Consider the following 13,394-nt stretch of genomic DNA (forward strand, 5'->3'; position numbering starts at 1 on the left):
AAACGATGGCCCTGCCGGACCGAGGGGCCGGCAGGGCCAGTTTCCAGGGGGCGGTGCCTAGAGCAGTGCGTCCAGCTTCTGTTTGAGAAGTTGGTTGACCTGCTGGGGGTTGGCGGTGCCCTTGGAGGCTTTCATGGCCTGACCGACGAAAAAGCCGATCATCTTGCCGCGCTTGTCCGGTTCGGCGTCCTTGTACTGGGTGACCTGAATCGGGTTGTCGGCGATGACCTGATCAACCACGGCCTCGATGGCTGCAGTGTCGGTGACCTGCTTGAGTCCCTTGGCCTCGATCACTTCATCGGCGGTCTCAAAGGTGCGCGACCACAGTTCGGCAAAGACCTGTTTGGCGGCCTTGCCGTTGATGGTGTCGTCCTTGAGCCGCAAAAGCAGATCGCCCAGCTGTTCGGCCGACACCGGGCTTTGGGTGATGTCGAGGTTTTCCTTGTTGAGCCGGCCCGACAGCTCGCCCTGAACCCAGTTGGCGGCAAGTTTGGCATCGCTACAGCGCGTGTGAACCTGCTCGAAGTATTCCGCCATGGCGCGGGTCGCGGTCAGTACCGCTGCGTCATAGCTTGAAAGCCCGAGGACGTCTATGAAACGCTGGCGCTTTTCCGCTGGCAGCTCCGGCAAAAGCGTTCGCTGATGATCGACGTAGGCCTGATCGAGCATCAGCGGCAGCAGATCCGGGCAGGGGAAGTAGCGATAGTCGTTGGCTTCTTCCTTGGTGCGCATGCTGCGGGTTTCGTCACGGTCGGGGTCGAAAAGACGGGTTTCCTGAACCACGGTGCCGCCGTCTTCGAGCAGATCGATCTGGCGCTCGACCTCGACCTCGATCGCGCGCTCGATAAAGCGGAACGAGTTGACGTTCTTGACCTCGGCGCGGGTGCCGAAACTTTCCTGACCCTTCGGGCGAACCGAGACGTTGACGTCGCAGCGCATCGAGCCTTCGTTCATGTTGCCGTCGGAAATGCCCAGGTAGGTCACCAGCGTGTGCAGGGCGCGCACATAGGCAGAAGCTTCCTTGGGCGAGCGCATGTCGGGCTCGGAAACGATTTCCAGAAGCGGTGTGCCGGCCCGGTTCAGGTCGATGCCGGTCTGGCTATGAAAGTTTTCATGCACCGATTTGCCGGCGTCTTCCTCGAGGTGGGCGTGGTGAATACGCACGGTGTGCGTGCTGCTGTCCTCGAGGGTGATCTCGACTTCGCCGGCGCCAACGATGGGCTGGCCCATCTGGCTTGTCTGATAGCCTTTCGGCAGATCCGGGTAGAAGTAGTTCTTGCGATCAAACACCGAAATTTCAGGAATCTCGGCGTCGATGGCAAGCCCGAAACGCACGGCCATGGCAACGGCATTTTCGTTGAGTACCGGCAGCACGCCCGGCAGGCCCAGGTCGACGGCGCAGGCCTGAGTGTTTGGCTCGGCGCCATAGGCGGTCGAGGCACCTGAAAAGATCTTGGACTGAGTGGCCAGCTGTACGTGGACTTCAAGCCCGATTACGGTTTCCCATTGCATTGATGATGCTCTCCTTCGCTCAGGGCAGGTCGGGCTGGCGGATGTGCCAGTCGGTCGCTTGCTGGTATTGGTGCGCCACGTTCAAAAGGTGCGCCTCGCCGAAGTGAGGGCCGAGAATCTGAAGCCCGACTGGGCTTCCTTCATGAAAGCCTGCCGGCACGCTGATGCCTGGAATACCGGCCAGGTTGATGGCGATGGTGTAGATGTCCTGCAAATACATCTGTACCGGGTCGACCGTGTTGCCGAGCGTGAACGCGGTAGTGGGCGCGGCCGGGCCCATCAGCACATCGACCTTCTCGAACGCGTCCAGGAAGTCCTGTCGAATCAGACGGCGGACCTGCTGGGCCTTTTTGTAGTAGGCATCGAAAAAGCCTTCGGACAACGTGTGCGTGCCGATCAGGATGCGGCGCTTGACCTCTTCACCGAACGCTTCATTGCGGGAGCGTTTGTAAAGATCCATCAGATCCTGGGGGTCGTCACAGCGGTGACCGAAGCGGACACCGTCATAGCGAGACAGGTTCGAGGAGGCCTCGGCCGGCGCGATGACGTAGTAGGCAGGTACCGCGTGTTGCGTGTGCGGAAGGCTTACATCGATCACACTGGCGCCGAGAGATTCATAGACCTTGATCGCCTCGCGCACGGCGCGCTCGACGCCTGCATCAAGCCCGTCACCGAAATACTCACGGGGAAGGCCGATCTTCAAGCCCTTGAGCGGTGCGTCAAGCGATTGGGTGTAGTCGGGAACCGCCCGTGAAACGCTGGTGGAGTCTCGGGGATCGTGGCCGGCCATGGCGTTCAAGAGGAGCGCGCAGTCTTCTGCGCTTCGAGCCATCGGCCCGCCCTGATCGAGGCTTGAGGCGTAGGCGATCATGCCGTAGCGCGAAACGCGCCCGTACGTCGGTTTGAGGCCAGTAATGCCACAAAACGCCGCGGGCTGGCGGATGGAGCCGCCGGTATCGGTGCCGAGCGCCGCTGGAGCAAGGCCAGCCGCGACAGCGGCTGCCGAGCCGCCGGAAGAACCACCGGGCACCAGATCGGTGTTCCAGGGGTTTCTGACCGGGCCATAGAAGCTGGTTTCATTGGAGGAGCCCATCGCGAACTCATCCATGTTGGTCTTGCCGAGGTTGACGGTGCCGGCAAGTTCGAGCTTTTCAACGACAGTTGCGTTGTAGGGCGCCTTGAAATTGTCGAGCATCTTCGAGCCGCAGCTGGTGCGGATGTCTTCGGTGCAGAAGATGTCCTTGTAGGCCAGCGGCACCCCCGAGAGGATACCGGCCTGGCCGGCGGCGCGCTGGGTGTCGGCGGCATCGGCCCGGGTGAGCGCGCGTTCGCCGGTGACGGTTATGAAACTGTTGAAGCGTGAGTCATATTTCTCGATGCGCTCGAGAAAGTGCTGCGTCAATTCGCGGCTTGAAAACTCACCCTTGGCAAGCCCTTGGGCGATCTTGGCAAGCGTCAGGTCGTGCATGAGGGGAGCGAACTCCTTGGCAAAACGGCAGTGAAATGAAAGTTGTACGAGTGAGGCCGTGATTACTCGACCACACGCGGCACGAGGTAATAGCCCTGTGACACGCTCGGGGCGCACGCCTGGAACGCCTCGCGGCGATCAGGCTCGATCGCCTCGTCGGCGCGAAGCGGCTGAGTGGCATCCAGCGGGTGAGCGAGCGGGGCAACGCCCTCGGTGTCGACGCCTTGCAGTGCGTCGACCATCTCGAGAATGCGGGACAGGTCGCCAACGTAGCGCGTGGCATCCGCATCGTCGATGCCGAGCCGGGCCAGATGCGCCGCGCGCAAAACATCAGCATGTTCGATCGCCATGAGGACTCCTGAATGGTTCTAGCAAGGATGAAAACTCTGAAATAGTCTAAGTCGATAAACGTGAACGGTTGAAAAAGGTACCATAACTGGCGAGAGATGGCAGGCGTGCTTGCTTGCCGCATCGGGGTGGCGATGATACCGTTCGCATCTGCATAGGTTACGGTCTGGACTAGGTGAAAGACTTACATGTTTAAACGTTTACGGGGAATGTTTTCGAGCGATCTTTCCATCGACTTGGGAACAGCCAACACACTGATTTACGTGCGCGGTCGCGGTATCGTGCTGGACGAGCCCTCTGTCGTTGCGATCCGCCAGTCCGGCAACATGCGAAGCGTGGCGGCCGTCGGGCTCGACGCCAAGCGCATGCTGGGGCGTACCCCGGGAAACATCACAGCCATTCGACCCATGAAAGATGGTGTGATCGCGGATTTCACCGTGACCGAACAAATGCTTCAGTATTTCATACGAAAGGTGCACCAAAGCACGTTTCTAACACCTAGCCCTCGGGTTTTAGTATGTGTGCCGTGCATGTCGACTCAGGTTGAACGCCGTGCGATCAAGGAATCCGCCGAAGGCGCGGGCGCCCGCGAAGTCTTTCTGATCGAGGAGCCCATGGCCGCTGCGATCGGTGCCGGACTTCCGGTCGAGGAAGCCCAGGGCTCGATGGTGGTCGATATCGGCGGCGGGACTACCGAGATCGCGATCATATCACTGTCCGGGGTGGTCTATTCCGAGTCGGTGCGCGTCGGCGGCGACCGCTTCGACGAGGCCATCACGTCCTACGTGCGACGCCACTACGGCAGCCTGATCGGTGAGGCAACCGCCGAGCGGATCAAGGAAGAGATCGGTACGGCCTATCCTGGCAGTGAAGTGCTCGAGATCGACGTGCGCGGCCGCAATCTGGCCGAGGGCGTACCGAGAAGCTTCACGCTGAACTCTCACGAGATTCTCGATGCGCTTCAAGAGCCTCTGACCTCGATTGTTGCCGCCGTCAAGAGCGCACTCGAGCAGTCGCCGCCCGAGCTTGCCTCCGACATTGCCGACCGCGGCCTTGTCTTGACTGGTGGTGGCGCGCTCTTGCGTGACATCGACAAGCTACTGGCTGAAGAGAGCGGCCTGCCGGTCATCATCGCCGAAGACCCCCTGACCTGTGTGGCGCGCGGTGGTGGCAAGGCGCTTGAAATGATCGATCAGCACGCCTTCGAGCTACTGGCCTCCGACTGAGCATGACCGGCAGCCGAGGCTGCCTGATAACGGGAGGATGGGGCTATTAAGCCGCTGTTTCTGGAAGGGCCAGTGCCTGGGTATCGCATGCTGTTGTGTGCGGTGCTCTCACTGGCGCTTATGTTTGCAGATCATCGATTCGAGTGGATGAGCCAGGTTCGCCAGGAAACGGCCACGCTTGTGTCTCCCATTCAGTGGGTGGTCAGCCAGCCCGCACAGGGGCTTACATGGCTTTCGACGGTGCTCAGCAGCAAGGATGCCCTGATCAATGAAAATCAGGCGCTTCGCAACAAGCTGTTGATCCTTTCCCAACGCAATCAGCGAACCAACAGCCTGGTCGAGGAAAATACGCGCCTGCGCGCGCTGCTCAACGCAACGCCCCGCAGCAACATAAGCTACGTGACGGCCGAGCTCATGATGCTCGACAACGACCCGTTCGTGCAGCAGATGATCGTTGACCGCGGTCAGGATGATGGCATCTATGCCGGCCAGCCCGTGGTGGACGCCTCCGGTCTTGCCGGTCAGGTTATTTCGGTGTCCCGCTTTACCAGCCGGGTGTTGCTGGTGACCGATGCCAACAGCGCCGTGCCCGTGCAGGACAACCGCAACGGGCTTCGCTTCATCATCCAGGGCAATGGCCAGGATGAGTGGCTCAACCTCCAGCACGTACCCAATAACGCAGACATCAAGGTCGGCGACCTGCTGGTAACGTCCGGGCTGGCGTCAAGGTTTCCCGAAGGGTATCCGGTTGCACGGGTGAGCCGAGTCGAGCTCAACGACGGCGGGCCGTTTGCAACGGTCGAGGCCGCACCGGTCGCGCAGCTCAATCGCAGTCGGCATTTCTTGATGCTGTTCGCTCGCGAAGCGCTTAAAGCCCAGACCGTCATTCCGGATGCGTTGATCGATACTGCGCGGCGGATCAGCGGGCTAGAGGTGCTTGGAAACGAGGCCGAGGACATCGATGCGCCTTAATCTCTTTATCTGGATTTCCATGCTGCTGGCCCTTGGGCTTCAGGTCATGCCGCTGCCCGATCCCTGGCTTATCTGGCGGCCGAGTTGGCTTGGGCTGATGCTGGCCTACTGGTGTTTGACCAAGCCTTCTCGGGTGGGGGTCTTCCACGGCTTTGTATTCGGGCTTTTGCTTGATCTGCTTGAAGGCACCACCTTTGGTCATAACGCCTTTCTGCTGTCGCTTTTGGCTTATCTGGTGCTGCTTCTGTATCAGCGGCTTCGTATCTATTCCGTCTGGCAGCGCGCTGGCATGCTCGTGGTCGTACTCGGGCTTATTCAACTGCTTGATCAGTGGCTGCGGCTGGTGTTCGGGGCGCAGGTTCTTCATATCGAATTCGTTTACTCGGCCATCATCGGCGGCGTACTCTGGCCGTGGTGGTATACGCTGATTCATCTGATTCAACGCCGATTTACCGTGGGGTAACCGTCATGACAACGATGCCACTCTGGCTGGCTTCAGGGTCGCCGCGCCGCAAGGCGTTGCTTGCCGATATCGGCGTGCAATGTGAGGGGGAGGGCGTCGACATCGACGAAACTCCGCTTGAGGCCGAAGGCGGCTGCGCCTACGTGAGCCGATTGGCCGCGCAGAAGGCGTCAGTGGCCTATGATCGCCACCCCGACCGGATCGTTTTAGGGTCGGACACCGCGATCACACTTGATGGCGAGATTCTCGGCAAGCCTTGCGACCGCGCCGATGGGCTTGCCATGCTCAACCGTCTGTCCGGGCGTCGTCATACGGTGATGACCGGGGTTGCTGTCATCGGGCCCGCAGGACTTTTATGCGACGTGGTCAGTACCGAGGTCTTTTTTCGCAGCCTGACCGACGAGGAGTGCCAGGCCTACTGGGACACCGGCGAGCCGGTCGACAAGGCTGGCGGCTATGCAATTCAGGGGTTTGGCGCCGTGTTCGTCTCGCGCATCGAAGGCAGCTATTCCTCGGTGGTCGGGCTACCGCTTTGTGAAACGGCAGCGCTTCTGGCCCAGCAGGGTGTGCCTGTCTGGCAGGGCGTCGATGAGTGAGCCAACGGAGTTTGGTATGAGCGGTGAAGTCCTGATCAACCTGACCCCGATGGAAACACGGGTTGCCGTGGTTGAAAACGGCGTGCTCCAGGAGGCGTTTGTCGAACGCAGTCGCCGCCTCGGAATCGTGGGCAATATCTACAAGGGCACCGTGGTGCGGGTGCTTCCAGGCATGCAGGCGGCGTTCATCGACATTGGTCTTGAGCGCGCGGCGTTCATTCACGCCCACGATGTCATGCCGCCCAATACGCCAAGCGATAAGCAGCAATCGATCAGCCAACTGCTCCACGAGGGCCAGCCGCTGGTTGTTCAAGTCAACAAGGACCCGATTGGCACCAAGGGCGCACGGCTGACTACCCACCTGTCGATTCCATCGCGGTACCTGGTCTACATGCCGGATTCGCCTCACGTTGGCGTGTCTCAGCGCATCGAGGATACCGAGGAGCGGGACCGGCTGAAGGCGATCGTCGATCAGGTTCACCGTGAAGACGATGCCTCGGCTTTTGGCGGGTTCATTATTCGAACCGCCGCCGAGGGGGCCAGTGCCGATGAGCTTCGAAACGACATCCTCTTTTTGAAACGCCTCTGGGCCAAGCTCGATGAACGTCGTCACCGTGGCTCGAAAGACGGCGGCGGTGTGATCTATGGCGATCTGCCGCTGTTCATGCGCACCCTTCGTGACGTGATGCGCGATGACATCGAGCGTGTTCGCATCGACTCCCGTGAAAACCATCTGCGCCTGATGGAATTCGCCGAGGAGTTCATGCCGGATCTGGTTCAAAAGATCGAGTATTACCCCGGTGAACGGCCGATCTTCGATCTGTTTTCGGTCGAGGACGAGCTGCAAAAGGCGCTTGAGCGCAAGGTTCAGCTCAAGTCCGGCGGCTATCTGATCATCGATCAAACCGAGGCAATGACCACGGTCGACGTCAATACCGGTGCGTTTGTCGGCCACCGCAACCTCGAAGAAACCCTGTTCAAGACCAACCTCGAGGCAGCGACGGCCATTGCCCGACAGCTGCGTCTTCGAAATCTTGGTGGCATCATCATCATCGATTTCATCGACATGGAAGACGTCGAGCATCGGCGTCAGGTGCAGCGGGTGCTTGAAAAAGCCCTTGAGCGTGACCGGGCCAAGACCAAGCTCACGGGCGTGACCGAACTCGGGCTTATACAGCTCACGCGAAAACGCACGCGCGAAAGCCTCGAGCAGGTGCTGTGCGAACCCTGCCCGATCTGTCAGGGCCGTGGCTCGCTCAAGACGCCGGAAACCGTGTGCTATGAAATCTTTCGTGAAATTCTTCGCGAAGAACGCGCCTATGGGCCGGACACCTACATGGTGCTGGCCTCCCAGGGCGTGGTGGATCGCCTGCTTGACGAGGAATCCACCGCCGTCGCGGATCTTGAGGCGTTTATCAATAAACCCATTCGGTTTCAGGTCGAGCATCATTACAGCCAGGAGCAGTACGACATCGTGCTGATGTAGTTTATGGGAGCGATTCAGACCCTGGTTCGGATTCTCGGCGGGTTGACGGCGGCGGTGCTGGTGATCTGTGCGATCGGTATCTCCGCGCTTCGCCTCGGTGTCCTGGGCCTGCCGGTGATTCAGCCGATGGTGCTCAAGACCCTTGGCGTACCCGACGACACCTATTTAAGCGCGAAGGACATCTCCTTTCGGTTCGTGGGCTTTGACCCTCGGCTGGTGTTCGATGATCTGAAGCTTGCACAGCCTGCCACCAAGACGCATCCGGCCCGCCCGCTGTTGACGATCGACAGCTTCACCGCGCGCATCGATTCGATGGCCTCCTTGCATGAAGGCGCGCCGGTACTCGGGCGGCTCGATATTGCCTCACCCTCGGTGCATTTCTACCAGGATAGTCAGGGCCGTTGGCCCTGGCAGCGCTCCAGCGCGACATCCTCGACCAGCGGGTTTTCGATCGAGCGCCTCAATGCCTGGGCCACGCTCTTGTCCCGTCAGCGTTTCAATATCGATAACGCCCATGTGCATTTTCATGCCCCGACCGCAACCACGGAGCTGACGCTGCCGACCGTGGCGCTGCATCGCGCCGGTAATGACTATCAGCTCGAAGCGCTTGGTCATGTGGGCGATGCGACGAGTGACGGCGTACGGCTTGTGGCCCGCCTGCCGGACACCGGGCGTCAGCTCGACGGCAAGCTTCAACTGACGGTTCAGGCCGAGCAGGCCCTCCCGTTATTGAATACCCTCTTTCCCGCAAGCCCGGTCACGCCGACCGACGGCCGGGGCAACATGACGCTTTGGGCGCAGTGGGCCAAGGGCGAGCTGGTCGGCGTTCAGGGCGTACTCGATGTGCCGCGGCTCTCACTCGATAACGATCAGGGTGTGTTCGATGTAAACGCCCTTGAAGCCAAGTGGGCCTTCACGCGCGAGGCGAACCACTGGCAGGGGGCGCTGTTCGATCTTTCCGGCCACCTGGCCGGCAAGGAGGCGGCTGTGCTGCCGTCGCGGGTCGCGCTGAGCGCCTCCGAGGGCTTCGACGATCTCACGCTCCGGCTGCCCGGGTTTGCGCTGGATGGCCTGAACACGCTCTGGCCGATTCTGCCGGAAGGAACGCTTCGTCAGGCACTGACCACCATGGCGCCGCGGGGGCAGGTCACCGGACTCGAGCTTCATTACGATAACACCTGGCACATCAAGGCCGGCGCACGCGATGTGCACCTGGACCCCTGGCAGGGCGGGCCGGGTGGCGGTCCGCTCGATCTGTGGGTGGCGGGGCGTCTGGACGCCGGGACCGTCGAGTTTGCGATGGACAAGGGGCAAATGATGCTCCCGAGCGTATTCGAGCAGGCGATGACGCTCAATGAGGTGCGCGGGGCGATCGACTGGACGAACGCCGATCATCGCTGGCGCTTTCAAAGCACGCGCTTCAAGGCGCGTCGACAGGGCGCGGACGTGACCGGCACGCTCACGGCAACCGTTCCGGAGCGCGGGCCGCAAACGCTTGCGCTGTCGCTCAATGCCCGAGACATCGTGGCCAAAACGCCAACACAGTGGCTGCCGCTCAACGCGCTGGACCCAGGCGTTTCGACCTGGTTCAGGGAGAATCTCAAGTATGGTGAGATCCCACGGGCCGCGCTCTCGATGGCGCTGACGTTTAACGACGATAAAAAGGACCGTGATCAGATCCATCTGGATATGGACATCAGGAATGCGCGGTTTGCCTACGTCAAGGGCTGGCCGGCGTTGACCGAGGTGGATGGCCACGTTGTGCTCGACAACGATCAGTTCGACGCAACGATTGCGCACGCCAATCAAAATGGGCTTGAAACGACGAGCGGTGAGGCCCACTACCGCGACAACGTGTTGACGGCCAGCGCTCGCGTTTCCGGCAACGCCTCGAACGCGCTTTCGTTTCTGCAGCAGGCGCCGCTCGAGGCGTCACTGTCCCAGAGCCTTGCGCAGTGGCGCACCTCCGGCCCCATTCAGGGCGACATCACGGTACGCGTGCCGATGAGCGAGGAGGGCACCGCCGACATTCAGGTCAAGGGCGCCATCGCACGAGGGCGGTCTCTGTTTCTGCCCGCGGACATCACCACCACCGACATCGCCGGGTCGTTCAAGTATCACCACCACGATAACGTTGACGAACTGCTCGGCACATTCACGGGGCAGGTGTTCGAGGATCAGGTCAAGGTAAAGGTGGACCTGGCTCATAACCTGGTCACGTTTGACGGGCGCGCTCATGCCAATGGGGTGGCAGGCTGGCTTGGGCTCGATGGGTTGACCAAGAGCATCGATGGTGCCTTCAACTACCGCGCCGCGTTGCACCTGAAAGACAGTGGCCCGGTGCTGACATTGAGCTCGCCGATGACCGGGCTTGTCGTCGACCTGCCGCCGCCCTTTGCCAAGCTGGTCGACCGCCCGGCGCCACTTGATATGCAGATGGATTTCGGCAACGGCAGTGGCGAACTGACGTTCGAAGACCGTGTGCATGCGCGCTGGCGTCACAGCGATGCCCAGGGCCAGGTGTGGCTCGAGCATTGGCCGAGTGACCCGCAGTGGCCATCGTCGGATCACTGGTACGTGAGCTGGGACGCCGATGCGCTGTCGCCGGGTGCCTGGGTGGAGCCGCTGTCCCAGATTTCACTGACACCCCGCGCCGCAGCGTCTTCCGAGGCCGGCGACGATGCGTTCGGCAGCAGCGTGCGCCCGTTCAACGAGCTTCTGGGCGCTGTGCGCCTCAACGCCGGGTGCCTTGAAATCAAGGGTGAGTGCCGTGGGCCTCTGGCCTTGATGGCGGTACCGGAGGGGGCAACCTGGGTCACCAAGCTGCGCTCCGAGCTTGCCACCGGTACCGTGCGCTGGTCGCCCAGCGGGTTTCCAACGCCGGTGGATGCCCGCCTTGACGTACTGAACGTGGACCGAGTGCTCGATATTGGCACCGACGCCGCCGACAACGACTTTGCACCGCATTCGCCGCAGCGCGTGTACTCGCTTTTGGACCCCGATGGCAGCGCGGATACCGGTTCAACTACCGAGGCGCTGCCGTATTCCAAGGCGATGGCGAGCGTTCCGGCCGGCCAGCTTTTTGTCGATACCCTGATCTACAACGGGCACAAGGCCGGACCGTTGACCACACGGTGGCAAAGTGACGCCTCGGAGTTGCGGCTCGACCCACTCGAGGTGGTTCTGCCGGGCTCGACATTCAATGGCGCGCTGACCTGGGCCGATGTCGGTGAACGCAGCCTTACGCGAATGGAGGGGCGCATTACCAGCAAGGATCTTGCCGATACGGTGGCCCTTTTTACTCAAAAGCCGGCGCTTCATACCGATTCAGCCACGTTCAACGCGCGCGTGGCGTGGCCTGGCGCGCCCTGGCAGGTCGAGCTCGGCCAGATGAGTGGTCACCTGCGTCTGGACACCGGGCCTGGCCGCTTGACGGCGGTCAACTCGACGTTTGCGAAGGTGCTGGGTGCCGTTAATCTCGACAATCTGATGCGCCGTCTGGCGCTCAATTTCTCGGATCTGACGCAAAAGGGGGTGGCATTCAAGCGCATTCATGGTGCCGCCAGTCTCTTGAACGGCCGGCTTGTGACCGATTCCCCGGTGGTTATAGATGGTACAGCGACGTCGTTTACCGTCGATGGCCAACTCAGCTTTATCCAGCAGACCATCGATGCCCGGCTTGGCGTGACCGTGCCGGTCACGCAGAACCTGCCGCTGGCGGCGTTTGCCATCGGCGCGCCTCAGGTGGGTGGCGTGCTATGGTTATTTCATGAACTCTTCGAGGGATGGCTCAATGACGTCTCTCAAATTCATTACCGTGTGCGCGGGCCGTTCGGCGCGCCGCACCTTAGTTTGGAAAGTGCCGAATGAATGCGATGACGCAGGATTCACTCAGTCAGGCCACCGATATCTTGCTGACGCCCTATGGCCTGTCGCGTGAGACGCTTGACGAGGGGCTCGGCCATGCGATGGGCGCCGGCGTCGATTTCGCCGACGTCTTTCTGCAGCGCAGCTGGCGAGAGTCATGGACGCTCGAGGACGGCGAGGTCAAGGAGGCCGGTTTCAACATTGACGGCGGCATGGGGATTCGTGCCCAAAGTGGTGAAAAGACCGGTTTTGCCTACTCCGACCAGATCAGTAAAGACGCCTTCATGGATACCGGGCGTACGGCCAGCCGAATCTCACGCAGCGGTCAGTCAGCGCAAGTGGCGACTTCTCGACCGGTACAGGCCACGGCCTTTTATGGCCCGGCCAACCCGCTTGAGGGGATGGGCCCCGATGAGAAAGTGGCCATGCTTCAGCGCGCCGATAAAATCGCACGAGCCTGCGATCCTGCCGTCAAGCAGGTGACGGTATCGCTTTCGGCGGTGTATGACGTGGTCATGGTGCGGGCAAGCGATGGCACACTCGCCGCCGATCTTCGTCCGTTGGTGCGCTTCAATGTGTCCGTGATTGCCAGCCGAGGCGGCCGGCGCGAACGTGGCAGTGCCGGCGGCGGCGGCCGTTTCAGCCTGTCGGAATTCGTACGCGACGACGTGGCCGAGCGCTACGCCCGTGACGCAGTGCGTCAGGTGCTGGTCAATCTTGATGCAGAAGATGCACCGGCCGGCCAGCTTCCGGTCGTGCTGGGGCCCGGGTGGCCGGGCGTGCTGCTGCATGAGGCGGTAGGGCATGGCCTTGAGGGTGATTTCAATCGCAAGGGCAGCTCCGCCTTTTCGGGCAAGATCGGTGAGCGAGTGGCGGCGCCTGGCGTGACCGTGGTGGATGACGCCACGCTTTCCAATCTCAGAGGGTCGCTGTCTGTCGACGATGAGGGGACGCCCGGCGCGTACACGCCCTTGATCGAGGATGGCATCCTCACCGGCTATATGCAGGACAAGCTCAATGCGCGCCTGATGGGGATGACCCCGACCGGTAACGGGCGGCGCGAATCCTACGCGCACCTGCCGATGCCCCGGATGACCAACACCTACATGCTCGACGGCGGTCATGCGCCGGAGGAGATCATCGAAAGCGTCAAGCATGGGGTTTACGCCGTAAGCTTTAGCGGTGGTCAGGTCGACATTACGTCCGGCAAGTTCGTGTTTGCGGCAAGCGAGGCGTACATGATCGAAGACGGCCGTGTGAGCTACCCGATCAAGGGCGCGACCCTGATCGGCAACGGCCCCGAGAGCATGCAGCGCATCTCGATGATCGGCAACGACATGGCGCTCGACAAGGGCATCGGTGTGTGTGGCAAGGAAGGTCAATCGGTGCCGGTTGGCGTCGGCCAACCCACGCTGAAGCTCGATGAGATCACCGTGGGTGGCACGAAGTCTTAACC

Annotated in this window: 10 protein-coding genes; 7 read left to right on the plus strand and 3 right to left on the minus strand. The window is 61.3% G+C overall.

From position 1 onward, the window contains the following. Positions 1 to 57 precede the first annotated feature (57 nt). The 3 genes from gatB to gatC all read right to left on the minus strand — a co-directional run bounded on the left by gatB (position 58) and on the right by gatC (position 3,330). Positions 58 to 1,512: an Asp-tRNA(Asn)/Glu-tRNA(Gln) amidotransferase subunit GatB gene (gatB, locus tag NAT23_RS00470; protein WP_251924612.1), complete on the minus strand. Its 1,455-nt coding sequence runs from the start codon at positions 1,510 to 1,512 to the stop codon at positions 58 to 60. A 19-nt stretch (positions 1,513 to 1,531) separates the two neighbouring features. Further along, the gene (gene gatA / locus NAT23_RS00475; protein WP_251924613.1) at positions 1,532 to 2,980 is read right to left on the minus strand and encodes an Asp-tRNA(Asn)/Glu-tRNA(Gln) amidotransferase subunit GatA; all 1,449 of its coding nucleotides are present in this window, start codon (positions 2,978 to 2,980) and stop codon (positions 1,532 to 1,534) included. Positions 2,981 to 3,042: 62 nt separating this feature from the next. Beyond that, positions 3,043 to 3,330, minus strand: coding sequence for an Asp-tRNA(Asn)/Glu-tRNA(Gln) amidotransferase subunit GatC (gene gatC, locus NAT23_RS00480; protein WP_251589512.1), 288 nt, complete (start codon positions 3,328 to 3,330; stop codon positions 3,043 to 3,045). 186 nt (positions 3,331 to 3,516) lie between these two features. Between gatC and NAT23_RS00485 the strand changes: the two genes are divergently transcribed. The 7 genes from NAT23_RS00485 to tldD are packed head-to-tail and all read left to right on the plus strand — an operon-like array spanning position 3,517 to position 13,392. Continuing rightward, positions 3,517 to 4,554 carry a rod shape-determining protein gene (locus tag NAT23_RS00485; protein WP_251589514.1) on the plus strand — a complete coding sequence of 346 codons (1,038 nt, stop codon included), beginning with the start codon at positions 3,517 to 3,519 and terminating at the stop codon, positions 4,552 to 4,554. Positions 4,555 to 4,614: 60 nt separating this feature from the next. Further along, positions 4,615 to 5,526, plus strand: coding sequence for a rod shape-determining protein MreC (mreC, locus tag NAT23_RS00490; protein WP_286009909.1), 912 nt, complete (start codon positions 4,615 to 4,617; stop codon positions 5,524 to 5,526). Further along, on the plus strand, positions 5,516 to 5,989 hold the full coding sequence (mreD, locus tag NAT23_RS00495) for a rod shape-determining protein MreD (RefSeq protein ID WP_251924615.1): 474 nt from the start codon (positions 5,516 to 5,518) through the stop codon (positions 5,987 to 5,989). Before mreC ends, mreD begins: the two co-directional genes overlap by 11 nt. 5 nt (positions 5,990 to 5,994) lie before the next feature. Continuing rightward, positions 5,995 to 6,585 (plus strand): Maf family protein, encoded by a 591-nt coding sequence (locus NAT23_RS00500; RefSeq protein WP_251924616.1) that lies wholly within the window; start codon positions 5,995 to 5,997, stop codon positions 6,583 to 6,585. A 16-nt stretch (positions 6,586 to 6,601) separates the two neighbouring features. Then, the gene (gene rng, locus NAT23_RS00505; RefSeq protein WP_251924617.1) at positions 6,602 to 8,071 is read left to right on the plus strand and encodes a ribonuclease G; all 1,470 of its coding nucleotides are present in this window, start codon (positions 6,602 to 6,604) and stop codon (positions 8,069 to 8,071) included. Between the two features lie 3 nt (positions 8,072 to 8,074). After that, complete coding sequence (locus tag NAT23_RS00510; RefSeq protein ID WP_251924618.1) at positions 8,075 to 11,941, plus strand: YhdP family phospholipid transporter; 3,867 nt, start codon at positions 8,075 to 8,077, stop codon at positions 11,939 to 11,941. After that, complete coding sequence (gene tldD / locus NAT23_RS00515; protein ID WP_251924619.1) at positions 11,938 to 13,392, plus strand: metalloprotease TldD; 1,455 nt, start codon at positions 11,938 to 11,940, stop codon at positions 13,390 to 13,392. The genes NAT23_RS00510 and tldD overlap by 4 nt, the downstream gene beginning before the upstream one ends. Positions 13,393 to 13,394: the final 2 nt, after the last annotated feature.

It is taken from the genome of Larsenimonas salina (genome assembly GCF_023736155.1).
GTDB lineage: Bacteria > Pseudomonadota > Gammaproteobacteria > Pseudomonadales > Halomonadaceae > Larsenimonas > Larsenimonas salina.

Excerpts from the sequence above, each read along its gene's own strand:
- mreD (WP_251924615.1), top strand. The coding sequence starts at position 5,516 with ATGCGCCTTAATCTCTTTATCTGGATTTCCATGCTGCTGGCCCTTGGG.
- NAT23_RS00500 (WP_251924616.1), top strand. The coding sequence starts at position 5,995 with ATGACAACGATGCCACTCTGGCTGGCTTCAGGGTCGCCGCGCCGCAAG.
- NAT23_RS00485 (WP_251589514.1), top strand. The coding sequence starts at position 3,517 with ATGTTTAAACGTTTACGGGGAATGTTTTCGAGCGATCTTTCCATCGAC.
- gatC (WP_251589512.1), bottom strand. The coding sequence starts at position 3,330 with ATGGCGATCGAACATGCTGATGTTTTGCGCGCGGCGCATCTGGCCCGG.
- tldD (WP_251924619.1), top strand. The coding sequence starts at position 11,938 with ATGAATGCGATGACGCAGGATTCACTCAGTCAGGCCACCGATATCTTG.
- gatA (WP_251924613.1), bottom strand. The coding sequence starts at position 2,980 with ATGCACGACCTGACGCTTGCCAAGATCGCCCAAGGGCTTGCCAAGGGT.
- rng (WP_251924617.1), top strand. The coding sequence starts at position 6,602 with ATGAGCGGTGAAGTCCTGATCAACCTGACCCCGATGGAAACACGGGTT.
- NAT23_RS00510 (WP_251924618.1), top strand. The coding sequence starts at position 8,075 with ATGGGAGCGATTCAGACCCTGGTTCGGATTCTCGGCGGGTTGACGGCG.
- gatB (WP_251924612.1), bottom strand. The coding sequence starts at position 1,512 with ATGCAATGGGAAACCGTAATCGGGCTTGAAGTCCACGTACAGCTGGCC.